This is a genomic window from Natranaeroarchaeum sulfidigenes (genome assembly GCF_017094485.1).
GTDB lineage: Archaea > Halobacteriota > Halobacteria > Halobacteriales > Natronoarchaeaceae > Natranaeroarchaeum > Natranaeroarchaeum sulfidigenes.
This window is the reverse complement of record NZ_CP064786.1, coordinates 2176434-2201431: the sequence shown is the minus strand read 5'-3', so window position 1 is coordinate 2201431 and position 24998 is coordinate 2176434. Positions and strand designations below refer to the sequence as shown.

30 protein-coding genes are annotated in these 24998 nt (G+C 64.2%); 18 read left to right on the top strand and 12 right to left on the bottom strand.

The window, feature by feature from the left end; genetic code table 11:
- Nucleotides 1-2: 2 nt before the first annotated feature.
- From AArcS_RS11345 to AArcS_RS11335, 3 genes are read right to left on the bottom strand one after another with little or no spacing between them, the layout of a single operon-like run.
- Nucleotides 3-659, bottom strand: a complete 657-nt coding sequence (locus AArcS_RS11345; protein ID WP_238477530.1) for a cob(I)yrinic acid a,c-diamide adenosyltransferase — start codon at nt 657-659, stop codon at nt 3-5.
- Nucleotides 656-1981 carry a cobyrinic acid a,c-diamide synthase gene (locus tag AArcS_RS11340; RefSeq protein WP_238477529.1) on the bottom strand — a complete coding sequence of 442 codons (1326 nt, stop codon included), beginning with the start codon at nt 1979-1981 and terminating at the stop codon, nt 656-658. Before AArcS_RS11340 ends, AArcS_RS11345 begins: the two co-directional genes overlap by 4 nt.
- Nucleotides 1978-2712 (bottom strand): cobalt-precorrin-7 (C(5))-methyltransferase, encoded by a 735-nt coding sequence (locus tag AArcS_RS11335; protein ID WP_238477528.1) that lies wholly within the window; start codon nt 2710-2712, stop codon nt 1978-1980. Before AArcS_RS11335 ends, AArcS_RS11340 begins: the two co-directional genes overlap by 4 nt.
- Before the next feature lie 61 nt (nt 2713-2773).
- Between AArcS_RS11335 and AArcS_RS11330 the strand changes: the two genes are divergently transcribed.
- The 6 genes from AArcS_RS11330 (at nt 2774) to AArcS_RS11305 (ending at nt 8116) form a co-directional block, all read left to right on the top strand.
- Nucleotides 2774-3937 (top strand): PGF-CTERM-anchored ABC transporter substrate-binding protein, encoded by a 1164-nt coding sequence (locus tag AArcS_RS11330; protein WP_238477527.1) that lies wholly within the window; start codon nt 2774-2776, stop codon nt 3935-3937.
- The gene (locus tag AArcS_RS11325; RefSeq protein WP_238477526.1) at nt 3934-4824 is read left to right on the top strand and encodes an ABC transporter substrate-binding protein; all 891 of its coding nucleotides are present in this window, start codon (nt 3934-3936) and stop codon (nt 4822-4824) included. Before AArcS_RS11330 ends, AArcS_RS11325 begins: the two co-directional genes overlap by 4 nt.
- Before the next feature lie 142 nt (nt 4825-4966).
- Nucleotides 4967-5875 (top strand): ABC transporter substrate-binding protein, encoded by a 909-nt coding sequence (locus AArcS_RS11320; protein ID WP_238477525.1) that lies wholly within the window; start codon nt 4967-4969, stop codon nt 5873-5875.
- Between the two features lie 3 nt (nt 5876-5878).
- Nucleotides 5879-6589 carry an ABC transporter permease gene (locus AArcS_RS11315; RefSeq protein ID WP_238477524.1) on the top strand — a complete coding sequence of 237 codons (711 nt, stop codon included), beginning with the start codon at nt 5879-5881 and terminating at the stop codon, nt 6587-6589.
- Entirely contained in the window at nt 6586-7413 is an 828-nt protein-coding gene (locus tag AArcS_RS11310) for an ABC transporter ATP-binding protein (protein WP_238477523.1), read from the top strand. The genes AArcS_RS11315 and AArcS_RS11310 overlap by 4 nt, the downstream gene beginning before the upstream one ends.
- The gene (locus AArcS_RS11305) at nt 7406-8116 is read left to right on the top strand and encodes a TOBE domain-containing protein (protein WP_238477522.1); all 711 of its coding nucleotides are present in this window, start codon (nt 7406-7408) and stop codon (nt 8114-8116) included. The genes AArcS_RS11310 and AArcS_RS11305 overlap by 8 nt, the downstream gene beginning before the upstream one ends.
- Before the next feature lie 22 nt (nt 8117-8138).
- Here AArcS_RS11305 and AArcS_RS11300 read toward each other — a convergent pair whose 3' ends face one another.
- From AArcS_RS11300 to AArcS_RS11270, 7 genes are read right to left on the bottom strand one after another with little or no spacing between them, the layout of a single operon-like run.
- A complete protein-coding gene (locus AArcS_RS11300; protein WP_238477521.1) occupies nt 8139-8906 on the bottom strand; it encodes an adenosylcobinamide amidohydrolase in 768 nt (255 codons plus the stop codon).
- Nucleotides 8899-9909: a threonine-phosphate decarboxylase gene (locus tag AArcS_RS11295; RefSeq protein ID WP_238477520.1), complete on the bottom strand. Its 1011-nt coding sequence runs from the start codon at nt 9907-9909 to the stop codon at nt 8899-8901. The genes AArcS_RS11300 and AArcS_RS11295 overlap by 8 nt, the downstream gene beginning before the upstream one ends.
- 1 nt (nt 9910) lies before the next feature.
- The gene (cobT, locus tag AArcS_RS11290; RefSeq protein ID WP_238477519.1) at nt 9911-10942 is read right to left on the bottom strand and encodes a nicotinate mononucleotide-dependent phosphoribosyltransferase CobT; all 1032 of its coding nucleotides are present in this window, start codon (nt 10940-10942) and stop codon (nt 9911-9913) included.
- Nucleotides 10939-11583, bottom strand: coding sequence for an NTP transferase domain-containing protein (locus tag AArcS_RS11285; RefSeq protein ID WP_238480004.1), 645 nt, complete (start codon nt 11581-11583; stop codon nt 10939-10941). Before AArcS_RS11285 ends, cobT begins: the two co-directional genes overlap by 4 nt.
- On the bottom strand, nt 11583-12401 hold the full coding sequence (gene cobS, locus AArcS_RS11280; protein WP_238480003.1) for an adenosylcobinamide-GDP ribazoletransferase: 819 nt from the start codon (nt 12399-12401) through the stop codon (nt 11583-11585). Before cobS ends, AArcS_RS11285 begins: the two co-directional genes overlap by 1 nt.
- The gene (cbiB, locus tag AArcS_RS11275; protein WP_375139607.1) at nt 12398-13312 is read right to left on the bottom strand and encodes an adenosylcobinamide-phosphate synthase CbiB; all 915 of its coding nucleotides are present in this window, start codon (nt 13310-13312) and stop codon (nt 12398-12400) included. The genes cobS and cbiB overlap by 4 nt, the downstream gene beginning before the upstream one ends.
- 1 nt (nt 13313) lies before the next feature.
- Nucleotides 13314-13937, bottom strand: a complete 624-nt coding sequence (locus AArcS_RS11270; RefSeq protein WP_238477518.1) for an HAD family hydrolase — start codon at nt 13935-13937, stop codon at nt 13314-13316.
- Nucleotides 13938-14044: 107 nt separating this feature from the next.
- On the opposite strand from AArcS_RS11270, the gene AArcS_RS11265 reads away from it, so the two are divergent.
- The 5 genes from AArcS_RS11265 (at nt 14045) to msrB (ending at nt 17326) form a co-directional block, all read left to right on the top strand.
- On the top strand, nt 14045-14818 hold the full coding sequence (locus tag AArcS_RS11265) for a nucleotide-binding protein (protein WP_238477517.1): 774 nt from the start codon (nt 14045-14047) through the stop codon (nt 14816-14818).
- On the top strand, nt 14815-15381 hold the full coding sequence (locus tag AArcS_RS11260) for a DUF8054 family protein (protein ID WP_238477516.1): 567 nt from the start codon (nt 14815-14817) through the stop codon (nt 15379-15381). The genes AArcS_RS11265 and AArcS_RS11260 overlap by 4 nt, the downstream gene beginning before the upstream one ends.
- Nucleotides 15382-15444: 63 nt before the next feature.
- Complete coding sequence (locus tag AArcS_RS11255) at nt 15445-15777, top strand: DUF7577 domain-containing protein (protein ID WP_238477515.1); 333 nt, start codon at nt 15445-15447, stop codon at nt 15775-15777.
- A 76-nt stretch (nt 15778-15853) separates the two neighbouring features.
- The gene (locus tag AArcS_RS11250) at nt 15854-16828 is read left to right on the top strand and encodes a phosphoadenosine phosphosulfate reductase family protein (RefSeq protein ID WP_238477514.1); all 975 of its coding nucleotides are present in this window, start codon (nt 15854-15856) and stop codon (nt 16826-16828) included.
- Nucleotides 16829-16909: 81 nt separating this feature from the next.
- Complete coding sequence (gene msrB, locus AArcS_RS11245) at nt 16910-17326, top strand: peptide-methionine (R)-S-oxide reductase MsrB (protein WP_238477513.1); 417 nt, start codon at nt 16910-16912, stop codon at nt 17324-17326.
- A 63-nt stretch (nt 17327-17389) separates the two neighbouring features.
- On the opposite strand, the gene AArcS_RS11240 is transcribed toward msrB, so the two are convergent.
- Nucleotides 17390-17824 carry a bis(5'-nucleosyl)-tetraphosphatase gene (locus tag AArcS_RS11240; RefSeq protein WP_238477512.1) on the bottom strand — a complete coding sequence of 145 codons (435 nt, stop codon included), beginning with the start codon at nt 17822-17824 and terminating at the stop codon, nt 17390-17392.
- A 168-nt stretch (nt 17825-17992) separates the two neighbouring features.
- On the opposite strand from AArcS_RS11240, the gene AArcS_RS11235 reads away from it, so the two are divergent.
- Genes AArcS_RS11235 through AArcS_RS11225 form a run of 3 tightly spaced genes read left to right on the top strand, consistent with a single transcriptional unit; the run spans nt 17993 to nt 20754 of the window.
- Complete coding sequence (locus AArcS_RS11235) at nt 17993-18322, top strand: uS10/mL48 family ribosomal protein (protein WP_238477511.1); 330 nt, start codon at nt 17993-17995, stop codon at nt 18320-18322.
- Nucleotides 18323-18374: 52 nt separating this feature from the next.
- Nucleotides 18375-19679 carry an amidohydrolase gene (locus tag AArcS_RS11230; RefSeq protein ID WP_238477510.1) on the top strand — a complete coding sequence of 435 codons (1305 nt, stop codon included), beginning with the start codon at nt 18375-18377 and terminating at the stop codon, nt 19677-19679.
- 25 nt (nt 19680-19704) lie between these two features.
- Nucleotides 19705-20754, top strand: coding sequence for a M48 family metallopeptidase (locus AArcS_RS11225; RefSeq protein ID WP_238477509.1), 1050 nt, complete (start codon nt 19705-19707; stop codon nt 20752-20754).
- A 1-nt stretch (nt 20755) separates the two neighbouring features.
- On the opposite strand, the gene AArcS_RS11220 is transcribed toward AArcS_RS11225, so the two are convergent.
- The gene (locus tag AArcS_RS11220; RefSeq protein WP_238477508.1) at nt 20756-21247 is read right to left on the bottom strand and encodes a cupredoxin domain-containing protein; all 492 of its coding nucleotides are present in this window, start codon (nt 21245-21247) and stop codon (nt 20756-20758) included.
- Between the two features lie 367 nt (nt 21248-21614).
- Here AArcS_RS11220 and AArcS_RS11215 point away from each other — a divergent pair, with 367 nt between their 5' ends.
- The 4 genes from AArcS_RS11215 to AArcS_RS11200 all read left to right on the top strand — a co-directional run bounded on the left by AArcS_RS11215 (nt 21615) and on the right by AArcS_RS11200 (nt 24992).
- Nucleotides 21615-22430, top strand: coding sequence for a lipoate--protein ligase family protein (locus AArcS_RS11215; protein WP_238477507.1), 816 nt, complete (start codon nt 21615-21617; stop codon nt 22428-22430).
- A 56-nt stretch (nt 22431-22486) separates the two neighbouring features.
- A complete protein-coding gene (locus AArcS_RS11210; RefSeq protein WP_238477506.1) occupies nt 22487-23314 on the top strand; it encodes a deoxyribonuclease IV in 828 nt (275 codons plus the stop codon).
- A 70-nt stretch (nt 23315-23384) separates the two neighbouring features.
- Nucleotides 23385-24122, top strand: coding sequence for a GNAT family N-acetyltransferase (locus AArcS_RS11205; protein ID WP_238477505.1), 738 nt, complete (start codon nt 23385-23387; stop codon nt 24120-24122).
- Between the two features lie 132 nt (nt 24123-24254).
- A complete protein-coding gene (locus tag AArcS_RS11200) occupies nt 24255-24992 on the top strand; it encodes a GNAT family N-acetyltransferase (RefSeq protein WP_238477504.1) in 738 nt (245 codons plus the stop codon).
- The last annotated feature ends 6 nt before the right edge of the window (nt 24993-24998 follow it).

Here is a 24998-nt window from a genome sequence, read left to right as displayed (position 1 = left end):
CGTCAGTACTCGGTGCCCTTCCGAGCTGGCTGTCCCGCGTCGATCATGTGTTTCACCTTGCTGACCTCGGTGACGAGATCCGCGTGATCGAGGAGGTAGGTCGGCTCCTCGTGGCTCCCCGTCAGGACGAGTTCGAGGTCGTTTGGGGAGTTCTCGATCAGGTCGATCACTCCGTCGGGGTCGACCAGTTCCCGGTCTGCCGCGTACAGTATCTCGTCGAGGATCAGCATGTGCAGGTCCTCGCCGTCGACCCCTTCGGCGACGAGTTCCTCGGCACGGTCGAACGCCGCCTGCGCCCGTTCGTCGTGGTCCGGATCTCCGCCCGCCGCGCCGAAGCCGTGCCAGCCGTAGTGTCCGGCGTTCTCGTAGGTGAAGCCGGGAATGTGCTCGATCGCGTTGTACTCACCGCGGACGTCCTCGACGGTCTCCGCGCCGCCTTTCATGAACTGGAGCATGTGGACGCGGTAGCCGTGGCCCGCCGCGCGTAGTCCCATGCCCATCGCTGCGGTGGTCTTGCCCTTCCCGTCGCCCCACCAGGCCTGCACCAGGCCGAACTCCTCTGGCTCGCTCGGTTCGATGGGCTGAGCGGTCGGCTTCCGGCCGCCAAGCGTGGCTCCCGCGCTGTCTCCGTCGTTGTCAGTATGAGTATCGTCTGTCATGAGTCGAGTGTGTCGCAAAAGCTGTCGAACGCCCCGCTCTCCGGGTGGACGTGGGCGTACGTCCCGAGGGTTCTGTGCTCGGTCAGGCCGTCCTGCTCGTCGTGGATGCCGTCGCCACGGCGGACGTCGAAGGCAAAGCGCGCGTCGCCCGCAACATCGGCGCTGGAGTAGTGGAACTCGTGGCCACGCAGTCGCTCGCCACTGCTGGCAGTGGTCGTATTACCCCGAGCCACCAGTTCGACGTGGTCGAGCGCCTGATACCGGTCGTGCATCGTCACGTCGGCGGGGAGGACGCCCGCCATCTCGTGGCGCTCGCCATCCGCCGTCGTCAGCGACTCACAGAGGGTCATCAGGCCGCCGCACTCGCCGAGGATCGGAAGCCTCTCTGTGGCTCGCTCGGCCAGCGTCGACAGCGCCGGACTCGCCGCGAGCGACTCGGCATGCAACTCGGGGTAGCCGCCGGGGAGATAGACGCCGTCACAGGGCGGCAGGTCGTCGCCCGCCGCGGGCGAGAACGTCACCACCTCTGCGCGCTCCCGGAGCCGTTCGAGGGTCGCTGGGTAGGCGAACGCGAAGGCCGTCCCTCGTGCAACCGCGACCGTCGCGTCGGTGTGGGCACCGCTGGATTTCTGCTGGGGCTCCGGTCGCGGCGGCGTCCGTGCGATATCGCGCAGCCGATCCGCTCGCAAATGTTCTGCGGCGGCGTCGAGAGTCTCGACCGGGAGCGCGGCTTCCTCGCCGAGTTCCAGTCCGAGATGGCGATCAGGGATTTCGAGCGCCTCGTTTGGCGGAATCCGACCGAGATACTCGATCGACTCGGGAAGCGCGTCCCGGATTCCTGCCTCGTGTCGACCGCCGTGGGCGCGCTGGGCGATGACGCCGACCACGTCGATCTCCCTGCCCGCCTGCTCTGCGTACTGCTGGAAGCCGTAGGCAGTGGCGGCGACGCTTTCCATCCCCGCTTTTGCGTCGACCACGAGCACAACTGGCAGATCGAGCGCCTCTGCGACCATCGCGGTGGAGGAGCCGTCGCCGTCGTACAGCCCCATCACACCCTCGACGACGCAAATGGTTGGCGGATCCTCACCCTCAGTCGGCCGGTAGTAGTTCCGACGAACGCCGACCTCGCCCTGCAGCCAGCAGTCTAGCGTCCGGGACGGACGGCCAGCGACCGTCTCGTGATGACTCGGGTCGATGAAGTCCGGCCCGGCCTTCGCCGGCTGGACGGTCTCACCTGATCGTTCGAGCGCCCGGATCGTGGCGAGCGTTGCGACGGTCTTGCCGACTCCAGAGGCCGTCCCGCCGAGTACGAATCCATTCACACCTGATCGCCTCGCACGAGTACTACCGACAGGTCCGAAAACGCTGAGTCTTCCGGTCCGTTCCCACCGCTTCCGGCAGCGAGGGTTCCAAGCGTCGTCTCCGTCGATCGCTCCTCGTCGTGAGTCAGGTGTTCGTAGACGGTTGCCCGAAGCTCGCTTCGGTTCGTTCGATCCGTCGATTCTGCCGTGTCGAAGAGGAACGCGGCGATATCTTCGGGCATCCAGTCGTACGGGCGTGGAAGAACGAGCAGATGTCGATCCCCGGCCGCCCGGGCGATCCGGTCCAGCTCGTCATCGAGCGGGCCGCGCCGGTGCAGAGTGACGAACGTCGTCTCCTCGAACGGGACAACCGCCCTGCTTGCGGCGACCTGAATCGACGAGATGCCGGGACGGACCGTCACCGTTCCGGGGACGGCCTCACGGACGGAGTCGAGGAACTGGTGACCCGACACGTTTGGATCGCCCATCAGCGCAGCAACGCCGTGCTCGCCCGCCGCGACGCGCTCGCCGAAGCGTTCCAGCGTTGCTTCCTCGTCGTCGTATCCACAGGTGAGGATGTCACCGCCGACGAACTGGTCGACGTAGCCGACGACTGTCTCGAACCCGACGACGACATCCGCCCGCGCTAGCTCGTCCCTGACGTTTCCGGTCACGTACGCCGGATTCCCCGGACCGATACCAACCGCTGTGACCGATCCGGCTGCTCCGCCTACTCCGCTGTCACTCGTCATCTGAAAACAACCAAGATTGCATTAGTTAAATATTTATTGCAACAGTAGCACGCTTCGGGTGATGCAACTACGCGTATCCGTCGTCGTGGCATTGCTGGTGATCAGTCTTGTTGCCCCTGCTGGCGCTATTGGAGCGCCGATGAGCCAGGATTCGACCTCCGCCGAGCCGGAGTGTACGTTCCCAATAACTGTCGAGGACGAAACGGGAACCGAACTGACACTCGAAGAGCAGCCCGACCGGATCGTCACACTGCGGCCGAGCGCTGCACAGACACTCTGGGAGATCGGCGGGAAAGAGCAGGTCGTCGGCGTGAGCAAACACGCCGAGAATCTGGAGGGGACCGACGAAATCGAGTCGATCTCCGAGGAGGAGACGACCGTCAGTACCGAGAAGGTCGTCGGTCTCGATCCCGACCTCGTGCTTGCGCCGGGATCCACCGACGACGAGACCGTTGAACAGCTCCGTGAACTCGGAGTGACCGTGTATCAGTTCGAGTCAGCGTCGTCGCTCGATGATGTCTACAGCAACGTCGAGACGATCGGAAAACTCTCGGGCAACTGCGAGGGTGCCGAAGAGACAACCGACTGGATGGACGAACAGCTCGATATTGTCGCCGACACGATCGAGGGCGAGGAGTCACCCGACGTGCTCTACAGTTTCTTCGGCTTCACAGCCGGTCAGGACACCTTTATCGACGAACTAATCGTCGCTGCGGGGGGTACAAACGTCGCCGCCGAGGAAGGGATAGAGGAGTACCAGCCACTCAACGAGGAGACGGTCGTAGACACGGATCCCGACTGGATCGTACTGAACACCAACTCCCCCGAGATTCCGGACGGCGAGGGGTACGAGGAGACAACCGCCGTACAGAACGATCAGGTGATCGTCATCGATATTAACCATCTCAACCGGCCCGGCCCACGGGTCGTCTACGCCGTAACCGAGATGGCCGAGGCGTTCCACGAGGATTCCTACGCGGAGGCCGTCGATGCGGCAGAGAGCGAGTCCGACGAGGGCGGTGACGATGCCACACAGGCTGATGATGATCCCCAACAAAACGGCGTCGACGATCAGGAGGATGGTGACGAGCAGACCAGTGACGATCCGGCCGACCCCGAGGATGACGGGAGTGTGGACGACGATCTCGCCGGGTTCGGCATCGGCGTCGCGGCTCTCGCGCTGTCCCTTGTCGCCCTGCTCGGTCGGGTGGGAGGCGATCGATGAACGTCGTCTCGACCTCTCCATCGGGGACCGAGATCCTTTACGCGCTGGGTGTCGAACCGGTTGCCGTCTCGCATTCGTGTGATTACCCGCCAGGGGTCGAGGAGCTGCCGACGATCGATACGTCGCGTGTCGACGCCGAGGCGAGCGCCGATCGACATCAGCAGGTCGAGGAATCGACACGGTCGGGTCACGTCTACCGGATCGACTCCGAGGTGTTGCGTACCGTCGAGCCTGACCTCGTCCTTACGCAGGGCGTCTGTGGCGTCTGTGCAGTCGACGAGTCCCTGATCGACGAGACGCTCGCCGATCTGGACGTCGACCCGGAGGTGCTCGCGTTACACGCGAACGAGCTGGACGATCTGTACGAGTGTATCAAGCGGGTCGGCCGGGCGGTCGGCCGCGGGGAGCGCGCGGAATCGCTCGTTGGCGAACTCAAAGAGCGCGTCAGAACGGTCGAACAACGCGCGTCCAGTCGGACGGCATCACCGCGTGTCGCCGTCTTCGAGTGGATGGATCCGCCACGGCTGGCCGGCAACTGGGTCCCCGAGTTGATCGAGAGTGCGGGCGGCACACCGCTGCTCGTCGAGCCGGGCGACCGAACGTCGGAACTCGACTGGCAGACGTTTCTCGATGCCGGCCCCGAAGTGATTGTCGTTGCACCGTGTGGCTTCGACGTCGATCGCACGGAAGCGCGGCTCCACGAACTCGCCTACCGCGAAGGATGGGCCGAACTTCCCGCCGTCCAGCAGGGGCGCGTCTACGGCGTCGACGGTGCGGCCTATTTCAACCGCTGGACGCCGCGACTGATCGAGTCACTGGAGCGGCTCGACCGAATCCTCACGGACGAGAAGAGCACGCTACCGGACGGGGTTCGACGCCTCGTGTAAGCCACTCTGCGGGGCGAACACGAGTCGGTCACGATACGATATCTGGTACCACAACGACGCAAAAACCCCTCACGAAACTGAAAGTGGTTATATCTCGAAGGAATAATTATGTACGTAGCCGATAGTCGTTGTATCATACACGATGCATCGACGAGAGTTCGTCGCGACGCTGGGCGTCGGGGGAGCGGTGGCGATCGCAGGATGTGGCGATACTGATGATAGCGGCGATGCGGAGATCACCGACGAGACGCTGACGCTCACGACGACGACGAGCACGTACGACACCGGGCTGGTCGACGAACTCACCCTCGCCTTCGAGGAGCGGTTCGGCGCGGAGGTCGCGGTGGTCAACGAGGGGACCGGTGCGGCCCTCGATACCGGACGTCGCGGCGACGCAGATGTCGTCATGGTCCATGCCAGGTCGCTCGAAGACGAGTTCATCCGCGAGGGCTACGGCGTCAACCGCCGCGATCTGATGTTCAACGATTTCGTCGTCGTCGGACCGGACGACGATCCAGCAGGGATCGACGGAACGAGTGATGTCACGGAGGCGTTTCGATCGATCGCCGACTTCGAGAGCGTCTTCGTTTCTCGGGGCGACAGCTCCGGGACGCATGCGAAAGAACGTGAACTCTGGGAGGTCGCCGGGCTGGAGCCGGGAGGAGAATGGTACCGCGAGGCCGGGAGCGGGATGGGTCAGGTGCTCGTGCAGACCGACCAGAGCGACGGCTACACGCTCGCCGATCGAGGCTCCTTCCTCTCGATGCGCTCGCAACTCTCGATCGGGATCCGCGTCGAGGGGCCGATCCAGGACGGCCCGGAGCTGCTGGCGAACCCCTACGGGATCGTCGCGGTCAACCCCGCAGTCCACGACAACGTTGCATACGATCTCGCGCTCGCGTACATCGGCTTTCTCACCTCACAGGCGGGCCAGGATGTCATCGAGTCCTACACCGTCGACGGCGAACAGCTGTTCTTTCCTCGCGCGCTCTCCGCGGAGCCGAACTTCGAACAGTACGTTCCCGAAGACTGGATGCGGGAGGAGGGCTGAGAGATGGTCGGAGCGATCGTCGAGCTTGCAACACTCCCGCTCGTCGAGTTCCCCTTCGAGTCCAACTACGTTCGGAGCATCGTCTACGTCTCGCTGTACGTGAGCCTCACGGCTGTCCTGTTGAGCACGCTCGTCAGCCTTCCCGTCGCGATGCTGGTCGGCTTCGCCGAGTTCCCGGGACGACGACTCGCCATCGCGCTGATCAACACCGGGATGGGGCTGCCGAGCGTCGTCGTCGGTCTTGCCGTCCTCTTTCTCGTCTCGAATCAGGGGCCGCTCGGGACCTTCGATCTCGTGTTCACCAAGGAGGCGATGATCATGTCACAGTTCGTGCTGGCCACGCCGGTGATCACCGGCGTCAGCCTCGCCGCCGTCACGGGCGTCGACGAGGGTGTCCGGGACGCCTCCTACGCACTCGGCGGGACGCGCCTCGACGTCGCGCTCGTCACGATCAAGGAGGCCCGCTACGGGATCGCCACGGGCGTGCTGGCCGGACTCGGGCGGGCGATCAGCGAGGTCGGCTCCGTGCTCATCGTCGGCGGAAATATCGCCGGCGCGGACGGCACCGCGATTACGCGAACGCTGACGACCGCGATCCAGCTTGAAGCCCGACAGGGCCGTTTCGAGCTTGCACTCGTGCTCGGCGCCATCTTGCTCGTACTCGTCTTGCTGGTCAACGCTGTCGTGCTCCGGCTCGGGGGTGGGCGGATATGAGCGATCGAGTGATCGAGACCCCACATCGCCGAGTCGAGGATGGGATCGTCGCCACGGACGTGAGCCACGGGTTCGACGACACCGGCGTACTCGATGAGATCTCGCTCGGCCTCGAACGCGGCGAGATCCTCGCAGTGATCGGCCCCTCGGGGACCGGCAAGACGACGCTGCTGGAGCTGCTCGCCGCGTTCTACCCGCCCAACGAGGGGGAAATCCGGATGAACGGAGGGGACGTCTGGTCCCGGTCCGAACGCGAGCGCCTCGCGGCGCGACGCCGGATCGGCATGGTGTTCCAGGAGCCGAACCTGTTCGACACGACCGTCCGCCGGAACGTGAGCTACGGGCTACACGTCCGGCGCGACTGGCGATCCCGGCTCCGGGAATGGGGTACCCGGCTTTTCGGCGAGGGAACGAGTCTGCCAGTGACCGAAGCGCTGGAGACGGTCGGCCTCGCGGACGTCGCAACACAGACTGTCAGATCCCTATCGGGCGGCGAGGCACAGCGGGTCGCGTTCGCTCGGGCGCTCGCGTACGATCCTGACGTCCTGTTGCTGGACGAGCCGACGTCGGATCTCGACCCGCGAAACACCGCCGTCATCGAGGACGCGATCGGAACGGCGCGTAATCAGGGGATCGGCGTCGCCGTGGCGACCCACGACATGCACCAGGCGGAACGACTGGCCGACCGGGTGGCGGTGATGCTCGATGGAAGCCTCATCGAGGTCGGACCAACAGAACGGGTGTTCAGTGATCCCGACGATCCCCGAGCGCGGCGGTTCATCGACGGCGAACTCGTCTACACGGCGGGTGAGAAGGGTGACTGACACGCGCCGACGGGGTGAGGCAGCGCTCGTCGAGGACGACGTCGAGTTCGATAGCCGTGACGCCGCGTTGCTCCGTGCGATCGACCGAACTGGATCGGTCGCGGGGGCCGCCTCCGAACTCGACCGCTCCCGGGCGCGGGCACTGATGCGGATCGAGATACTCGAAGTGGCCTTCGGCCCGATCGTCCGGCGGCAACGAGGCGGTCGCGACGGCGGCGGCAGTAGTCTTACCGAGACTGGGTGGGACGTACTGAACCGCTACGAGCGACTGCGGGCCGCCCTCGCCGCGACGGCGCAGGTTTCCGAAACCGTGCTCGACGGCACCGTTATGGAAGTCGACGGCGAACTCGCGCTGGTCGAGACTCCGGTGGGAACTCTGCGATGCCTCCACGACGGGACCGAGCGAGGCCAGCGGGTTCAGGTTCGGATCGGGGCGGACGCGATCACGGTGCTCGACAGCGCAGCAGAGCCGGCTCCCGACGCGACGAGCGCGAGGAATCGTGTTTCCGGCGAACTCGTCGGGACCGACCGTGGCGAGATGGTGGTAACCGTGCGTATCGACGTCGACGGGACGGCCTTCGACGCACTCGTCACGTCGGACAGCGAGCAGCGACTCGGCCTGAAAGAGGGCTGTCGGGTCGCGCTCACCTGGAAGGCCACGGCGACGCGGATCGTCGGCGACAGTGGCGCTGATCAGAAATAACGCAGGTCCGACGTGACGCCGATCAGGGACGGAAAACGTTCGCGGAGCGAGTCGTTACCGCCCCGTACTCCGCGCGTTCGACCGTTTCGGGAATCGACGTTTCGTCGTATCTGGCGGTGAGACTGGCGCGGAGGGCGTCCCGCACACAGGCCCGGACCGCAGCGCCGATCGGTGTTCCGCTACCGGTGAACCGTATCGGCTCGTCGGATTCCATTCCTCCAGTAGCCCCGACGATCACAGCATCCGTTGTGGTCCCCGGAAAGCCGGTCTCGCGCAGCAGCGTGGCCGCTTTGGCCTCTGCGACGACAGCGATCAGATTGGCGAGCGCACCCGCTGCGAGCGGGTGATCCACGTGGACGAGCACGTTTACGGTTCCCGGCTCGGGATGCCCGGCGTCGCTGTCCTGTGTGTGCTCCTGTTCCGCGTCGGCGTCCGCCCCGGGACACAGGACGGCGGGGTTCGAGACGCCCGCAGTGGCAACCGCGAGCACGTCGACGCTATCCCCGCCGCGGTCTGTCTCCCCCGTGTCGCGCTCCGCCGCTAGTCGCCCACAGCGCGCGTGGCGCATTTCGACGCCCGTGAGCAGCGCTGGGCCCTCTTTTTCGAAGCCCGCGTCGGCTCGTCGGTCCGCGATGTACTCGTCCAGATCGGTGCGCTCCCAGCCCTCGGGGACCGTGCAGTTGTACGCGGCGTCCGCCCGGATTCGCCCACCGTTCCAGCCCGCCGAGAGCCACGACGTGTCGGGAGCGATCAGTTGTAGCACCTCCTCTCGGATGCGTACGTCAGCCATCTACGAGCACCTCCAGTAGCCGATCGTTCGCCTCGCTATCCTTCACGGCGACCCTGACGTGGGAGTCGAGGCCGCGAAACGTCCGGGCGTCCCTGAGTGCGAGGCCGTGCTGTCGCGCGTGGGCGAGCAGATCGTCGACATCCCGGTCGCCGATGTCGAGCAGGAGGAAGGGGGCATCCGATGGATGGATGTCGTAGCGGGTGGAGAGTGCCTCTCGAAGGCGTTCGCGTTCTCCCTCGATTCGCTGGCGCGTCTCCACGACGAACTCCTCGGCGCGGAGACAGTGAGCGCCAACTGACGCCGCCGGAGTACCGAGGTTCCACGCGCGGCGTGCCGTCTTCAGCGCGTCGAGTTCCGGACCCGTGGCCACCGCGAAGCCTGCCCTGAGACCGGGCAGGCCGAACAGTTTCGTCAGCGAGCGAGCGACGATCACGCCTGCCTCTCCGGCAAGCGAGGGGATGTCGGTAAAGCCGAGAAACGCCTCGTCGACGAGCAACCGGGTGTCGGCGTCCCGACAGCGGGCGGCAAACGCCCTGAGCTGGTCGGGATCGTAGGCTTCGCCGGTCGGGTTGTTGGGCGTGCAGACAATGGCGAGAGCGTGCCCGGCTGGATCGGCGTCGAGCACTCGATCGTGAGAGACGAACGCGGGGTCGGCTCCCTGGAGTTCGATCTCGCGAGCGTACTCGCCGAAGCTCGGCGTCGGGACGAGCACGCTGTCACCGGCCTCGACCGTCGTCTCGATCGCCAGCCGAATCGCCGCGAGTCCCCCTGGCGTGGGAACGACTTGCCCTGCATCGCAGCCGACGTACGCCGCGGCAGCATCCCGAAACACGGGGTAGTCGTCGTTCGGATACCGGCGCGATGCGTGGAACGCCTCGCGGTAGACCGCCTCGACACCCGGCGGTATCTCCGTGTTCGTGTTGGCGCTGAAATCCAGCACGTCCCGCTCGTCGCTCCCGCCGTGGGGTACCCGGTCGACCTCCCGTACTGCATCGGGATCCATCTCAGCGGTCACCTCCAGTGACTGGAGGCTCGCTCTCCGGCGTCGAGTCGGGATCGAGTCGATCGTACACCGACGCGATCTGCCCTCTGATAGCTCCCATTCCGACCGCTGCACGATCTGCGAGCGCCAGCGCCCCGCCCATCCCGACGCCCTCCTTCGCTTCACCCGCGACGTATCGCTCCATGGCGACGTGCTCACTGTGCTCGAACCCGGGATCGGTCACCGTCACGTCGAGTTCGAGCGCCGCCGTCGCGGCGTCGAGATCCACTGCAGGATCAGCGGCAACGAAGTGAGTAGTGGCGAGTGACAGGGGTTCGCCGCAGCCGAACGCCCGGACCAGCGCCGCTGTCGCGACCAGCTGTGTCCCGCCAGCCAGCGTCACCGAACTCCCTGATTCGAGCGCGCCGACGGTCAGGCCTGCGACGGTCGCTTGCACGGGATCGCCGACCGCCTCGATGGCCGCCAGGGGCGAGTCGACCAGCTCGCCGCGCTCGATCCCGCTCGCGTCGAGCGCCGTCGTGACGACCTGCTCTTTCAGCGCGAGGGGGTTCTCGGGCAGCGACGAGGAGACGCCCAGATCAGCGCCGAGCGCCCGAAGTACCGCTGCTGCGGTCGTCGTCCCGCCGGGAATCGTTTCGGCGACGAACAGTTCGTCATCGGGCAGCGAGCGGCCGAATTTGCGGGCGCGGTGGAACACCGCGTCGGCACGTGGGACGGCATGCTCCTCGCGGATGTCCCGGCCCGGTTGGGCACCGACCGAAACCGTCGGCGCATCGGTCTCGGCGGCGAGACCGGCGTCGATCACCGTCACGTCGAAGCCGACCCGCTCGCGGACGGCCCGTGAGATGACTGCGGGGGTCGGACAGCCGGTCGGACTCACGGGTACCAGATCGCTCGACACGGGCTGGCCGTAGACGAGGATCTCCGCATCGATCGCAGGGGTGTCCGCCATCAGTTCCGGCGTGGCTCCGGCAGCGCTGATTCCCTCGATGGTCGCCGTCCGCGTCGTCCCGGCCGCAAGGACGAACCTCATTCCAGTGCCTCCGCGATCCGTGCGTCTCGCGCTCGATTCACGTTCACCGCCAGTCGCTCGTCGTCTGTCAGGTACATCGTATCAGTCTGCGTCGATGCGCCGACCACGTTCAGGCCGGTCGGCGCGATTCGTTCCGGTTTCACCTCCGCATCACCCCGCCCGTCGAGTAGCTCCGCAGTCAGCGCGTCCGTCTCCATCACGGTATCCGCGGACACGCCGAGCCGAACTTTGCGCGTGGTCGGGACCGCGACTGTCATCGACCCGTCGTCGGTTCCGGTCATCGCGTATACGTCCAGCATTCTGTCAACGACGTCGCCGGTCAACAGCGGCAGATCCGCGGCGACGGTCAGGACAGGCTGGACGATATCGTCGAGCGCCGCCGAGAGGTCTGTGACGTACCCTTCTCCAGGGGTCTCGATCAGCGATACCGGTGTCTCGATCAGCGGACCACGTCCGGTGATGTGCTCGCGCGTTTCGGGTGTGGCGGGCGAAACCACCGCGTGGATTCGATCAATATCGCTGGCGTCGAGCGCGTCTAGCACCCGGTCGACCATCGGCTTGCCGTCGATCGGGTACAGCGGCTTTTCGGGTGCGTCCCCCCTGAGCGAGGCTGCAAGGCGGGTCCCCTCGCCGCCACACATCACGAGAGCGTCCACGCGATCACCTCCGTTACCTCGCCTGTCGGGAGCGTCCCAACGAGTGTCGCGTCACCGGTCCAGAGCGTCCATGCGAGTACGCCAACCAGTAGTCCGGCGAGCCGGCCAAGCTCGGTCGTCGCACCGAGCACGTCCCCGTTGACGCCGCCGAGCGTGGGGCCCGACCAGCGATAGAGTGCGACCGCGACCGCGACCGCCGCGACGACGGCCGCCGTGGCGACGTACGACGGGCGAGCGAGCACGACAGCGGGAAGCGCGATCAGCACGGGTGCGACGAGGCTTCGGGGGCCGTTGACGCCGGTCAGTTGGCTTCCGAGTCCCTCGTGGGGCGCGGTGCCGACACAGACCAGTGCAGCGGTGCCCAGCCGTGCTCCAACCTCCGCAGCGATGACGATGCTCGCCGCAACGGCGATGGGGACTCCCGCGAGTGGAACGGCCACGAGGACGAGACCGACAATGAGCCCGACGAGCGCGAATGTCCCGCCGACGCCGAGCGTGCCGTCTTTGAGCACCTCCCGCCGTCGCTCTGCGTCGCCATGGACCACCGCGGCGTCACCCAGATCGGCGACGCCGTCGGCGTGGTTTATACCTGTGACGGCGTACAGGACGAGGACGTACAGAAACGCCGTGACGGTCGGCGTGGCGGGAACCAGAAAGACGAGCGCGCCGAGCACGCCGACGAGATAGCCGACGGCGGGGAACGTTGCGGGGGTGCGGGTAAACGCTTCCCACCCAGTGTTGTCGTGGCCGATGGGAACGCGAGTGAGAAACCCGACGGCTCCGCGTAGCGCCGCGAAGCTCAGGGCAGCCACGCGATCACCCCCGACAACGCGGCTATGGCGTACGCAAGTACCCCGGCGCGCCCGACGAGCGCAACGCCGCGATGGGCCTGCTCCGTGGTCGGCAGCGAGGCGAGTTCGTTGAGGACGTAGGCGTCGGGCTTTTCGAGGCGGACCTGGAGCGCGCCCGCAGCAGTCGCCATGGGCCATCCGGAGTTGGGTGAGGCGGTCTCGCCACGCCACCGTCGCGCGGTCAATACGGGATCGGGCGAGAGCGCCGCCGCAGAAAGCAGCAGGGCGCTCACGCGGGCGGGAACCCACATCACGAGGTCGTCGAGTCGAGCACTCGCCCAGCCGTGTGGCTTCGAGGGGTAGCCGAGCATCGAATCGAGCGTGTTCACGGCCTTGAGCCACGCCGCCGCAGCGGCACCCAGTGGGAGTGAGACCGGTGCGAGCAGGGCAAAGGCGAGCAGCGGCGCAACCAGCCCATCCGCGAGGTTCTCGCTGGCACTTTCGACCGCGGCGCTGCGTAGCAGGTCGGGCGAAAGGTCAGCCGGATCACGCCCGGCAAGGGCGGGCAACCGCTCGCGGGCCGCGGCCGGATCCGTCGAGCTGGCCTCGATGACGCCTGCAGCCTCCTCTAGCAACATCTGTAAACTGGTCGTCGTGAAGAGGGCGGCTCCAGCGGCGAGGACACCCAGCAGGGGATGAACTGCAACAGCCACAGAGACGACGCCGAAGGCGACGGCTGTGGGGAGCACGGGAAGCGCCAGTGCCACGGCGACGCCAGCGAGCCGTGGCCGGGACCATTCCCTGTCGGCGCGGTCAACGAGGCGTCCGAAGACGACGACTGGGTGGACCCGTGCCGGGAGTTCACGTACAAGTCGGTCGAGGACGGCCGCGAGCACGACCACGAGCGTGAGCTCCACGGCCACGCTACGCCACCTCGTCGAGCAGCGCAGGGACGTCGGCGAGCGAGTGCTCGTCGAGCAGAATGGCGGTCCCACCGACCGCCTCGATGCCAGCATCAGTATCCGGATCATCTCCGACGTGGATCACCGAGCCGACGTCAACACCCAGCCTGGAGGCGAACGACTCGAACGCACGGGGATCTGGTTTGCGCCAGCCACAGCCGGCGCTCGATACGATAACATCGAACGCCGACCGATCGATATCGGACCGAAGCAACGCTCTCGGGACGAGTTCGGGCACGCTACAGTTCGAGAGGACGCCGACGGCGCCGTGCTCGGCCGCGGCCGCGACCGCGTCGACAGCTCCGGGACGCGTCTCGACTGCCGGATCGAACGCCGCGACGACTGCCCGCCGAACGACGTTGTCCGTGGGTGATACGCCACGGCTTCGGAGCGCGGCGGCGACGTGTGCGGGAAGCGGAACTTCCGCGCCCTCGGGAGCATCGATCTGGATCTCCCGGTAATCAGCTACAAACTCCGCTGGCACGTCGACGCCGCGGCTCGCCAGCTCTGTGGCGACAGCGTCGGCTGGGGAGTCCGGCCGATCGACCGACACGAGCGTTCCGAAGAGGTCGAACGATACTGCCATTACCGGTGTATTACTGCAAATGAACTTGAACGCGACGGTCCCTTGACGACCTATATTTCTCAATCGAATGAATAATATTTTTACCAGAGGGGCGCAACGAGTTCCGCATGGTCGAGGCGTTCGCCGTCGCGAGCGGGAAGGGTGGGACGGGCAAGACGACAGCGACGCTCGCGCTCGGCATGGCGCTGGCTGAGGAGCACGACGTGACCATCGTCGACGCGGATACCGGGATGGCGAACCTGCTCTTTCACGCCGGTCTCGAAGACGTTGAAACCACCCTGCACGACCTGCTGATGGCCGAGCGAGACGTGCCGGTCGAGAAAGCGGTTTACGATCGCCACGGACTTTCGGTCGTGCCCTGCGGGACGAGTCTGGCGGATTTCGAGTCGGCCGAACCGGAGCGACTACGCGAGGTTGTCGCAATCCTTGCCGAGAACACGGACGTTCTCCTGCTCGATTCGCCAGCCGCACTTGGTTCGAAAAGCGCCGTGCTGCCGATCGTCCTCGCCGACCGGGTGCTCCCCGTGCTGGCTCCGACCATTCCGGCGCTGAGCGACGGGCTGAAAGTCCAGGAGTACGCGAGTTCGTACGGAACAGGCACGGGAGGCGTCCTCTTCAACAAGGTACGCGAGGAATCACGCATGGACACCGTCGTTGACCGGACCGAACGCTACTTCGATGGACCGGTACTCGGCACTGTGCCGGAGTGTTCCGCACCGCATCAGGCGAGAGCTGCGGGGAAACCGCTACTCTCGTACGCACCCAGCTCACCCGCAGCCGTCGCGTTTACCGAGGCTGCTTCGGAGTTGACGATCGAATCCGGCGATTCAGCGGCTGTCGCGGAGCGTTTCAAAAGCGCGGTCGTCCCCGACAGACCATGAAGGTTCCACGCGGTCGGTTGCTACGCTCGCGGGTCGTGTCGAACCCAGCGACCGCATTTTCTTCCGTCCTTGACGACTCGTTGACCGGCTATCTCGTATTCGAGCCTCAGGACACACTGTTGCTCGACGACCAGGGTCGGGGTGTCATGACCGTTCGGAACGGCGTCCCGGTCCTCGTGTACCATACGGGGACGGACCGTGGTGGCGCCGACGGACTCGCTGATCTGGCCGTTCCTGGCCCCTACAAGGTCGATGTGTTCGAGCTGTCAGACGAGGAAATCGAGCGAATACACGACGCGGACGAGCTTCGAGTCCGACCTGGAGAACCGGCCGAGCGGGTCGCCGGGGCCCCCAATCTGGCGGACCGGACGCGGTCCCGTGCACGCGAACACGGGCTGCTTCCCGACGATGTCGCTGATGTGAGTACGAATGAAGATGCCGTTGTCTCCTTTCTGTCCGACGAGGAGCGAATTGAAGCGATCAAACGGCAGGCTCGCGAGGACGCCAAACGACAGGCAACCGAGTGGGGGCTGAACGACGAGTTCGCTGAGGTAGACAGATGATACTGCCGATGCTGTCACCAACTCTAGCATAGACCTATTTTCGTAGTCTCGCTAGAGACCTCCATGGAGCCGTCGACGCTCACGCTCCTGTGGCGGCTTGCCGTTACCGCGGTCGTCATCGTAGGGCCGACACTGCTGTTTCTCGGTCTGATTAGGGGACTCGAACTCCTCCGGGACGACGAGTTGATAAACAAGATTACCGATGCAGAGCACCTTCGTGTCGACGACACTGATGACTTACTCAGAATCCTCTCGAAGGATACCGTCATAGACAGCGACGTGGAACCGAACCTGGAGCGGCTGATGGACGCTTCGGCACCACGATGTCAGCACTGTGGCGCACCGAACCAGTCGACAGCAACGTACTGTCACGACTGCCTGGAGCAGATCCACTGAACAGCGTCAGTGACGGCGGCGAACGCTGCCGTACCCCCCGAGTATTTTACCTGCTGTAATTATATCTAATTACACGATGAGTCAGAACGAGGTTCCCGACTACGCCGACGTCGACTACGAAGACGGTGCGGACCAGACGTTCGAGGAGTACAGCACCGTACAGGCGAAAATCGAGAAGGCAGTAGAGGTTACCCGACGCGGCCTCGAAGAGTACGAGAACCCCGCCGTCATGTGGACTGGCGGAAAGGACTCGACGCTCACCCTGTATTTCATCAAAGAGGTCGCCGAGCGCTACGACCTCGAGGTTCCGCCCGCGGTCTTCATCGATCATTTCCAGCACTTCGACGAGCTCCACGACTTCGTCGACCGCTGGGCCAACGAGTGGGATCTCGACGTGATCTACGCGCGCAACGAGGACGTGGGTACCTACGTGGAGGAACACGGCCTCGAACCGGGCGACGACATTCCAATCAGTGAGCTCTCCGAGCACAACCAGCACCACGTCCGGGAGATCCTGGAGTACGAGGAGGACACGTTCCCGTTCCTGCTGGACACCTACGTCGGCAACCACTTGCTCAAAACCGTCGCGCTAAACGACGCGCTCGAAGACTACGACATCGACGGCGTCATCTCCGGCGTGCGCTGGGACGAGCAGGAAGCCCGTGCCGACGAGACGTTCTTCAGCCCGCGGCACGATCCGGAAATTTACCCGCCCCACGACCGCATCCAGCCCATCCTCCAGTTCGAGGAGCGCGCGGTCTGGGATACCTTCTGGCACTACGTCGTTCCGGACACCGTCGAGGCGTTCCCGGACGAGGGCTTCGTCCCGGAGAGCGCGGACGACCTTCCGGAGGGCGTTGGGATCGAAGACGTCCCGATCTCACCGAAGTACTTTGCCGGGTTCCGGTCGCTCGGGAGCGAGATCAGCACGGAAAAGACAACCGAGGACCCCGCGTGGCTACAGGATCTGGAAGATACGACCGAGCGCGCCGGGCGGGCCCAGGACAAAGAAGATCTGATGGCTCGTCTGCGCGATCTGGGTTATATGTAAGCCGTTGCAGGTGACCGCATCGAGCCATTGCTTTCCCGGTGCGCCGACAGCCCTTTTGATGCCGGGACCCACGCAGTAGGTATGAGCGACCAGCACGTCGACAACCTGCCGAAAACTGAAGCGGAGTGGCGTGAGCGCCTGACTGATGAGGAATATAAGATGCTTCGCGAAGCGGGGACCGAGCCCCGGTTCAGTGGCGATCTGCTCGATGTCAAAGAGGACGGCGAGTTCGCCTGTGCGGGCTGTGGCCTGACGCTGTTCGACTCCGATACCAAATACGACTCCGGCAGTGGCTGGCCCAGCTTCTACGACATCGTCGACGAGGACAACGTCGAGACGCGGGTCGACAGAAGCCTCGGGATGACGCGGACGGAAGTGGTTTGTGCGCGCTGTGAGGGACATCTCGGCCATCTCTTCGATGATGGGCCGGAACCAACAGGCCAGCGTTACTGCATCAACTCGGCGTGTCTCGACTTCGAGCCCAGTGAGAAAAACTGAGGGTGGAGACGTCGCTACGGGACGCGCGTCCCAGTGTGTGGGCTGCCCTTCCCAGCGCGGGTGTTACTCCTCGTCTTCTTCCCGTTCGTTCAGGAACTCGTGGGCCTGTTCGAGGATCTCCCGGGGACCATCCTGCGTGATCGTGTTGATCGCCTGTTCGTAATCGCGCCACTGCAGGTCACGATGTTCGTGAGACAGCTCGGCACTGGCCTCGAACGACTTGGCGATAAACAGATGGACCGTCTTGTGGATGGTGTTCCCGTCGGCCTCGAAGACGTAGTCGTAGTCCTCGCGAAAGCCATCGAGTAGTCTAAAATCGGCAATACCTGCTTCCTCTTCGACCTCACGGATAGCCGTTTGCTGGAGCTCTTCGGTCCCCTCAACGCCGCCCTTGGGGAACTCCCAGTCCCCGGGTCGGCTTTTGAGGAGCAGATACTCCCGGCGGCCCCGCGTATCCCGAAAGAGGATCGCGCCCGCGCTCGTCGCTTCGACCGTCATTGTCGTTAGGTAAACGGGCACCCGTTAAGAGAATATCGGACGAGCGACCGATCGCGTTGTTCCGACACCGGCGCCCCCCGAGTCCCCTAGTAAGACTCTGACACACGCAAAATCGATAGAGTGGGGTTTTTACCCCCGGAGCGAGCATACACAAGCCAACCCCCAGCCATGACCTTCGTCACCAAACTTACCCTGCAAAGCGGCGATCGGGCGGTCCTCGACAGCGTCGTCGAGGATATCCGCTCGACGACCGAGCGAAAAGGCGTCGAAATGAACGGTCCTCACTCGAAATCCCCCGAACGGCTCCGCGTTCCCCAGCACAAGCGGACGACCGGCGGTGCGGAGTTCTCCTCGTGGGACTACACGGTCTACACTCGCAAGATCGAGATCGTCGGCCACGACGAGATCGCCCGACAGATCGCGGGCAAGGAGTACCCCAGTTCGTTGCACGTCGAAGTCGAGGTCGAGCAGATCAGTCAGGTCGGCTCCGGTTCGTAGACTCGTTTCTTTCGCCGGTAGTAGTTAAGTGATCGCTCCCCAAGGCACGGGCATGAGTCAGACCAGCCGAGACGAGCACCTCGTCTCGCTTCGACGTGACCTGCACAGGCAGCCTGAACCCGCGTGGCGAGAGTTCTACACGACTGCACGGATCATCGAGGAAGTCGAGCGGATCGGCGTCGACGAACTGCACGTCGGCGAGGACGCCCTCTCGGGCGAGGACCGACTGGCAGTCCCGCCGGACGCAGAGATCGACGAGTGGTTCGAGCGCGCCAGAACACTGCTCGCGGAGCGGGAGGGCAGCGACCCCGCAGTTATCGAGCCAATGCGTGGTGGCTACACCGGCGCGGTCGCAGTGCTCGACCGCGGAGAGGGGCCAACGATCGGGCTGCGCGTCGACATCGACGGCCTGCCGCGTCCCGAATCAGAGGACCCCGAACACCATCCGGCGGCGGAGGGCTTCCGTTCGGAGACGGGCGCGATGCACGCCTGCGGCCACGATGCCCACGCGACCATCGGGGTCGGCGTTCTCGAAGCGATCGCTGACAGCGACTTTGCGGGAACGTTCAAACTGTTCTTCCAGCCAGCCGAGGAGGTGATCGGCGGCGGCGCGGCGATGGCAAAGAGCCGTCACATCGAGGACGTCGACTACCTACTTGCGGCCCACATCGGGCTGAACCATCCCACCGGCGAGATCGTCGCCGGAATCGGCGAGTTCCTGGCGGTCACCCAGCTCGAAATCGAGTTCGAGGGCGAATCAGCGCATGCGGGCGCACAGCCCCAGATCGGCAAGAACGCGAATCAGGCACTTGCCGCCGCCGTCCAGAACCTCTATGCCATCCCGCGACACGAGGAGGGCGGCACCCGAGTGAATGCGGGTGTCATCGAGGGCGGCACCGCCTCGAACATCGTTGCCGAGCAGGCCCGGATCGAGGGCGAAGTCCGTGGGGACACGACCGCCCTGCGCGATTACATGCTCGACCGTGCCTACGACGTTGTCGAGGGGGCCGCCACGATGCACGGCTGTGAGGGCCACATCGAGGAAGGTGCAAGCGCGCCGAGCGCGGAGAGTGACGCCGAGATCGCAGACATCGTCGCCGAGGTCGCGACGGGCGTCGAGGCTGTCGACTCGATACTGGAGTACGATGCCCTCGGCGGGAGTGAGGATGCAACCTATCTGATGACGGCAGTACAGGACCGCGGCGGCAAGGCCTGTTACGTCGGGATCGGCACCGACCATCCCGGCGGCCACCACACCGCGACGTTCGACGTCGACGAGGCGAGTTTGCCTATCGGCGTCGACGTCCTCTCGGGGGCGATCACTCGATTGAGTGAAGCGAGTCATCGAACCGATTAAGTCTCAACGACACATCACTTCGTACATGCGACCCTCCATGCTCGATCGCGTCCACCTCAGTCTCTGGCTCCGCATGGCCGCCGCCTGCGGGCTGTTCGCTCTGGTGCTCCTCCCCGTGTTGCTCGCCGGTGCGCTGGTCGCCACCCTGTTCGTCGGGCTCTTCGCCTGGACGTTCGGCACGTGGGGACTCTCCCTCGTGGAGGGGGTTCTCGGTGCGGTCGGCACGTCAGAAACGGTCATCGACGTCGCAACCGCGCTCGTCCTCGGCGGCTACGCGCTCGTCGGCCTGTACCTGCTCGTCCGACTCCGCCGGAGAGTGTCGGATCACGCCCGCTCGTTCGTCGACGATCTCGAAGCCACCGCGGCGATCCGGGACATCGAGACGACCACGGTGCGCGATCTCGGAGAGACCATCGAGATCGCATCGGGGAAAGTGATCGACGTCACCGAACTTGAACACCGGGTTGCCCGCCTCGCCCAGCAGGCGGACGTTCCGCCGCCCGATGTCGAGATAACACGCAGTTGGACGCCGACCGCGGTTACCGTCGGCTATCGGACCGCTGACTCGACGGTCGTGTTCTCGACCGGATTGCTGGACGCGGTCGAGGGTGACGAACTCGACGCGGTCATCGCTCACGAACTCTCCCACGTCAAGCACCGGGACACCGCACTCATGACCGGCCTCTCGGTGGCGACGGCGATGGCTGGGCGCATCGTTGCACAGCTCGGTGTCCACGTCCTGATCGTCGCCGGACTCGTCGCGCTCGCGGTCTGCAAGTGGTGTGTCGCCGTCGTTGCGCGCTGTCGCGAGCGGGCAGCCGACGACGGCGCGGTGGCGATCACTGGCGATCCGGCCGCGCTCGCGAGCGCTCTCGAATCGCTGGACCGCGAGCTGGATATCCGCCCGGCGGCCGATCTCAGGGAGAGCGACTCCGCCGCCGCGCTCTCGATTTTGCCCCCACCGTGGGAGGAACGTGGACGGTTCGACCGGCTCAGACGGTTCGTCCGACGTCGACTCTACGGGACGCATCCCTCGACGGAAGAACGGATCGAGCGCGTCCTCGAAAAGTACTGAACTACTCGACCACGAGGTAGCCGACCATCTCCTCGTGTTCCTCGCAGACGTACCGGTACTCACCCGGCGTCTCGGGGAGGAACTCGATCTCGAACCCAGCCTCCTCGACCTTCTCATGCCCCTCGAATTTGCCCCCATCCGGCAGGTGTGTGGGACTGACCGTGTGCCCCTCGTCCAGCCAGATCCATCGGAGCGTCGTCCCGGTCTCGACCCGGACCGCATCGGGTTCGAACACCGTCTCCCCGCCCGGCCCGACCTCGATTGTAGCCTGTGACTCGTCCGTCCAGTCGACCGGCTCCGGGATATCTAACTCGGTCGGTTCTCCGTCCCCGCGAGTGTCGTCCACATCGTCGTCCGTGGACTCTTCCTTTTCACCGTCGGCGTTTTCCTGCTCTCCGGTTTCGGCGTCCTCGTCGCCCGAACACCCCGACAACCCGGCTATACCGCCCACCGACACAATCGCAAGAACCGCCCGACGAGTACACAGGGTCATCTATCAGGTTGTTTGCAAGCGCGAAGTGAAAAACTCTCGTACGCGTGTGGTGACTCACCCAAGCGATCGAATTGCTCATTGGGCGAGCGAGAACCCGAGTTCGTCCCGTGTTTCGCCAAGCTCGTGGGAGTCTGTCAGACTGAACGACCGTCGGGTATGAGTAACTACTGTGCAGTCAAGAGAGGATGTCAGCGTCGTGGCCGGCACGACGATCGTCTCGACACGGTGCTATTACCGGGGGAGTTGCTCGCGTCTTCGATTACCTGTCTCTTCTCGGGGGTGGATACACCCGAGATACCACCCTCTCCGTTGCGAACCGGTGGTGGACTGCCGACATTATTTTGGCCGCTCCACGTCAACAATAGCTATGACCGAGCTCAGCGGGCGGACGTGGCGTTCGATCCCGGAACAATGCCTGTCCGGCCCGATGGCAATGGCGCTCGACGAAATCGCGGCCAGGACAGCAGTCGAAGACGGCGTACGGACGGTCCGAGTGTATACGTGGGACCCAGCGACGCTGTCACTCGGCTATGGACAGGATTCAGGTTCAGTTGACTGGGACTACTGCCGCCGGGAGGGGATCGACGTGACGCGAAGACAGACCGGCGGCGGAGGGATCTACCACGACACGTTCGGTGACATCTCCTACTCGATCGTCGCCCCCGCCGAGGAGGTACCGGGCGACCTGATGGAGACGTACGAACTCCTCTGCGAACCGATTTTCGATGCGTTCGAGCGCATGGACGTCTCCGCCGCGTTTGCTGACCGGAAGTACCCCGAAATACATCGACCAGCCTGCTATCTCCGGGCGATCGATCCGGCCCACGATATTCTCGTCGATGGCCAGAAGATCAGCGGCAACGCCCAGTATCGACAGCGCGACGCAGTCATCCAGCACGGTTCGCTCTCGTTTGATCTGACGCCCGAGCGCCATCTCGGCGTCTTCTCGAACCCCGATACCACGCATGAACAGTTTAGCGACCGGGTTACTGGGATCCGCGAACACGCCGACATCTCGCGGGAGACGGCAGTCGATTGCCTCGAAGCCGCGCTCCGTGAGTGGGCAGATGCAGACGATGGTGAGTGGTCGGAATCGGAGCTGGAAGACGCGACGGCCCTCGTCGATCGGAAGTATGGCTCCGATATGTGGGTTCACGACCGGGTCGATCCTGAAGAGACGTAGCGACAGTACCGACGCCGTTCGAAGTTACTTTGACACTCGGATCCCTGCATCTGGATATGCAAGTAGGAGCACACGTTTCAGTAGCTGGCGGCGTCGATAACGCCGTCGAACGAGAGCTGGATGTCGGTGGGAACTGTGGACAGATCTTCACGACCTCTCCACAGGTCTGGCAGCACCCTGATATCGGCGACGACGAAGCGGCAGCGTTCCGCGAGGGAACGGCTGCAAAGCTCGACGGGCCGTGGGTCATCCACTCGTCGTATCTGGTCAACCTCTGTACGCCGAAAGACGACCTGCGGCGAAAGTCGATCGAGAGTATGCAGGCAGAGGTCGACGCGGCCGATGCGCTGGATATCGACTACGTCAACGTTCATCTGGGCGCACATACCGGAGCGGGCGTCGACGGGGGGCTCGACAACGCGGCGAGCGCGCTCGATGAACTGGATATCCCCGAGGGCGTTACCGTCCTGATCGAAAGCGACGCCGGGAGTGGCACGAAACTCGGCGGGGAGTTCGAACACCTCGCGGAGGTGATCGACCGGAGCGAGCAGGAACTGGACGTCTGCCTCGATACCGCCCATGCCTTTGCGGCGGGATACGATCTCTCGACGGAAGAGGGTGTCAACGAAACGATTGCTGAATTCGACGACGTGGTCGGGCTCGACCACCTCAAGTGCATCCACCTGAACGACTCGAAGCACGAATGTGGGACGAACAAGGACGAACACGCCCACATCGGCGAAGGGCTGATCGGCGAGAAGGGGATGCGGACACTGATCAACCACGATGACCTCGCGGACGTGCCGCTCGTGCTGGAGACGCCCAACGAGGACGGCAAGGGTTTCGCGTGGAACATCGATCGCGTACAGGAACTGCGAGACTAGCCACACCGGATTTTTTGTCCCCGTCAGTCTCACCGCAACTTTGATACAGTCTGTCGTGGTAACTAATCTCATGCACAGCTCACAGCGCCTGGAGTTCGAACATTCGGACCGAGAAGCGATCTACTCCTACGTCGAACGATCGGGAAGCATCGATAGAGATGAGGCCCAAAAGGAGCTGCTCCCCCACGACCCGGGCGGCTTTCGGCACCACGTTGCAATCCTCAAGCGAAACGGCTACCTCGAGGAGGCCGAGGACGGGACGCTTTCTGTCGCAATCGAGGTGAACGGTGCCGAGGAGTTCAGCGGCGATGAGTTCAGCTTCGAGGTTCGGCCAGCAAACCAGAGCGATCTCTCCGGTATCGTCGGCGCGATCAGGCAGGTAGTCCAGCAGGGACGATATATCGTCGCCGAGTCGGTTGCCCAAGAGCTCGACCATCAGGACGTGTTGCTCAGGCAAAACGAACTGGAGTCACGGATGTTCTTCGTCGCAACGGTCAACGACGAGGTCGTCGGCTGGGTCCATGTCCACTCACCCGAACTGGAGAAACTGAGTCACACAGCCGAGCTTACCGTCGGTGTGATCGACGAATACCGGGGGAACGGTCTCGGCAGCCACCTCCTGGAACGAGGGCTCGAATGGGCGGCCTCAAACGGGTACGAGAAGGTATATCAGAGCGTCCCTGCGACCAACGATGCTGCCGCGGAGTTCCTCGAACAGCACGGCTGGGGGACCGAGGCGATCCGGCGCGATCACTACCGGATCGACGGCGAGTACGTCGACGAGTTGATGATGGCGATCGAGATCTGACAGCGGGTACTGATGAAGTACTGAACTCAGTCGGCAGTTGTCATTGTTGAACCGATTGTCCGATGATCAAGCCGTTTCGAGCACCAGCCTTTGGAAAAGTAGTAAATATTGGCACACCTTACTCCTCTAGATATGGCTTCATCCGATCCAGTGTCGTTCGAACATCGGGACAGACAGCGAATCTACGAGTTCGTCGAACGACACGGAACCGTCGATCCGCAGACGGTACGCTCGGAGCTGTTTCCGTCGGATAGTCGAGGATTCCGTCACCACATTTCCATCCTCCGGCGCGACGGCGTGTTAGCACAGACCGAAAACGGTGATCTGCGCGTCGCTGTCAGGGCGGGCGGGGAAACACGGGTGACCGAAGAAGGTGTCGAGTGTACCATCAGACCGGCACGTCAGGAAGACCTCGCCGGTATCGTCGGCCTGATCAAATCCGTTGCAGCGCCAGGCATTCATATCGTTGCGGAAACCGTTGCCCGGGAAATCGATCGGGACGAGGCATTGCTTCGGCACAATGATGTCGAATCGCGGATGTTCTTCGTCGCGACCGTCGATGAGGAGGTCATCGGCTGGGTCCATCTCAGTGCCCCCGAAATCGCCAAGCTGCGACACACAGCGGAGTTAACGCTTGGCGTACTCGAAGAGTATCGCGATCAGGGGATCGGAAATCATCTGCTAAAACGTGGACTAGACTGGGCTGCAACCCACGAGTACGAAAAGGTCTATCAGAGTATCCCTGCGAGCAACCAGGCAGCGATCGACTTCCTGGAAAACAACGGCTGGGAAGTGGAAGCGATCAGGGAGGGGCACTACAAGATCGACGGTGAGTACATCGACGAAGTGATGCTCGGAATCGAACTGTGATACTCC

Excerpts from the sequence above, each read along its gene's own strand:
- AArcS_RS11315 (WP_238477524.1), top strand. The coding sequence starts at position 5,879 with ATGGTCGGAGCGATCGTCGAGCTTGCAACACTCCCGCTCGTCGAGTTC.
- AArcS_RS11310 (WP_238477523.1), top strand. The coding sequence starts at position 6,586 with ATGAGCGATCGAGTGATCGAGACCCCACATCGCCGAGTCGAGGATGGG.
- AArcS_RS11270 (WP_238477518.1), bottom strand. The coding sequence starts at position 13,937 with ATGGCAGTATCGTTCGACCTCTTCGGAACGCTCGTGTCGGTCGATCGG.
- AArcS_RS11260 (WP_238477516.1), top strand. The coding sequence starts at position 14,815 with ATGAAGGTTCCACGCGGTCGGTTGCTACGCTCGCGGGTCGTGTCGAAC.
- AArcS_RS11300 (WP_238477521.1), bottom strand. The coding sequence starts at position 8,906 with ATGGCTGACGTACGCATCCGAGAGGAGGTGCTACAACTGATCGCTCCC.
- AArcS_RS11240 (WP_238477512.1), bottom strand. The coding sequence starts at position 17,824 with ATGACGGTCGAAGCGACGAGCGCGGGCGCGATCCTCTTTCGGGATACG.
- AArcS_RS11265 (WP_238477517.1), top strand. The coding sequence starts at position 14,045 with ATGGTCGAGGCGTTCGCCGTCGCGAGCGGGAAGGGTGGGACGGGCAAG.
- AArcS_RS11255 (WP_238477515.1), top strand. The coding sequence starts at position 15,445 with ATGGAGCCGTCGACGCTCACGCTCCTGTGGCGGCTTGCCGTTACCGCG.
- AArcS_RS11330 (WP_238477527.1), top strand. The coding sequence starts at position 2,774 with ATGCAACTACGCGTATCCGTCGTCGTGGCATTGCTGGTGATCAGTCTT.
- AArcS_RS11295 (WP_238477520.1), bottom strand. The coding sequence starts at position 9,909 with ATGGATCCCGATGCAGTACGGGAGGTCGACCGGGTACCCCACGGCGGG.
- AArcS_RS11325 (WP_238477526.1), top strand. The coding sequence starts at position 3,934 with ATGAACGTCGTCTCGACCTCTCCATCGGGGACCGAGATCCTTTACGCG.
- AArcS_RS11200 (WP_238477504.1), top strand. The coding sequence starts at position 24,255 with ATGGCTTCATCCGATCCAGTGTCGTTCGAACATCGGGACAGACAGCGA.
- AArcS_RS11250 (WP_238477514.1), top strand. The coding sequence starts at position 15,854 with ATGAGTCAGAACGAGGTTCCCGACTACGCCGACGTCGACTACGAAGAC.
- AArcS_RS11210 (WP_238477506.1), top strand. The coding sequence starts at position 22,487 with ATGCAAGTAGGAGCACACGTTTCAGTAGCTGGCGGCGTCGATAACGCC.
- AArcS_RS11215 (WP_238477507.1), top strand. The coding sequence starts at position 21,615 with ATGACCGAGCTCAGCGGGCGGACGTGGCGTTCGATCCCGGAACAATGC.
- AArcS_RS11225 (WP_238477509.1), top strand. The coding sequence starts at position 19,705 with ATGCGACCCTCCATGCTCGATCGCGTCCACCTCAGTCTCTGGCTCCGC.
- AArcS_RS11220 (WP_238477508.1), bottom strand. The coding sequence starts at position 21,247 with ATGACCCTGTGTACTCGTCGGGCGGTTCTTGCGATTGTGTCGGTGGGC.
- AArcS_RS11345 (WP_238477530.1), bottom strand. The coding sequence starts at position 659 with ATGACAGACGATACTCATACTGACAACGACGGAGACAGCGCGGGAGCC.
- AArcS_RS11335 (WP_238477528.1), bottom strand. The coding sequence starts at position 2,712 with ATGACGAGTGACAGCGGAGTAGGCGGAGCAGCCGGATCGGTCACAGCG.
- AArcS_RS11320 (WP_238477525.1), top strand. The coding sequence starts at position 4,967 with ATGCATCGACGAGAGTTCGTCGCGACGCTGGGCGTCGGGGGAGCGGTG.
- msrB (WP_238477513.1), top strand. The coding sequence starts at position 16,910 with ATGAGCGACCAGCACGTCGACAACCTGCCGAAAACTGAAGCGGAGTGG.
- AArcS_RS11285 (WP_238480004.1), bottom strand. The coding sequence starts at position 11,583 with ATGTGTGGCGGCGAGGGGACCCGCCTTGCAGCCTCGCTCAGGGGGGAC.
- cobT (WP_238477519.1), bottom strand. The coding sequence starts at position 10,942 with ATGAGGTTCGTCCTTGCGGCCGGGACGACGCGGACGGCGACCATCGAG.
- AArcS_RS11235 (WP_238477511.1), top strand. The coding sequence starts at position 17,993 with ATGACCTTCGTCACCAAACTTACCCTGCAAAGCGGCGATCGGGCGGTC.
- AArcS_RS11230 (WP_238477510.1), top strand. The coding sequence starts at position 18,375 with ATGAGTCAGACCAGCCGAGACGAGCACCTCGTCTCGCTTCGACGTGAC.
- AArcS_RS11205 (WP_238477505.1), top strand. The coding sequence starts at position 23,385 with ATGCACAGCTCACAGCGCCTGGAGTTCGAACATTCGGACCGAGAAGCG.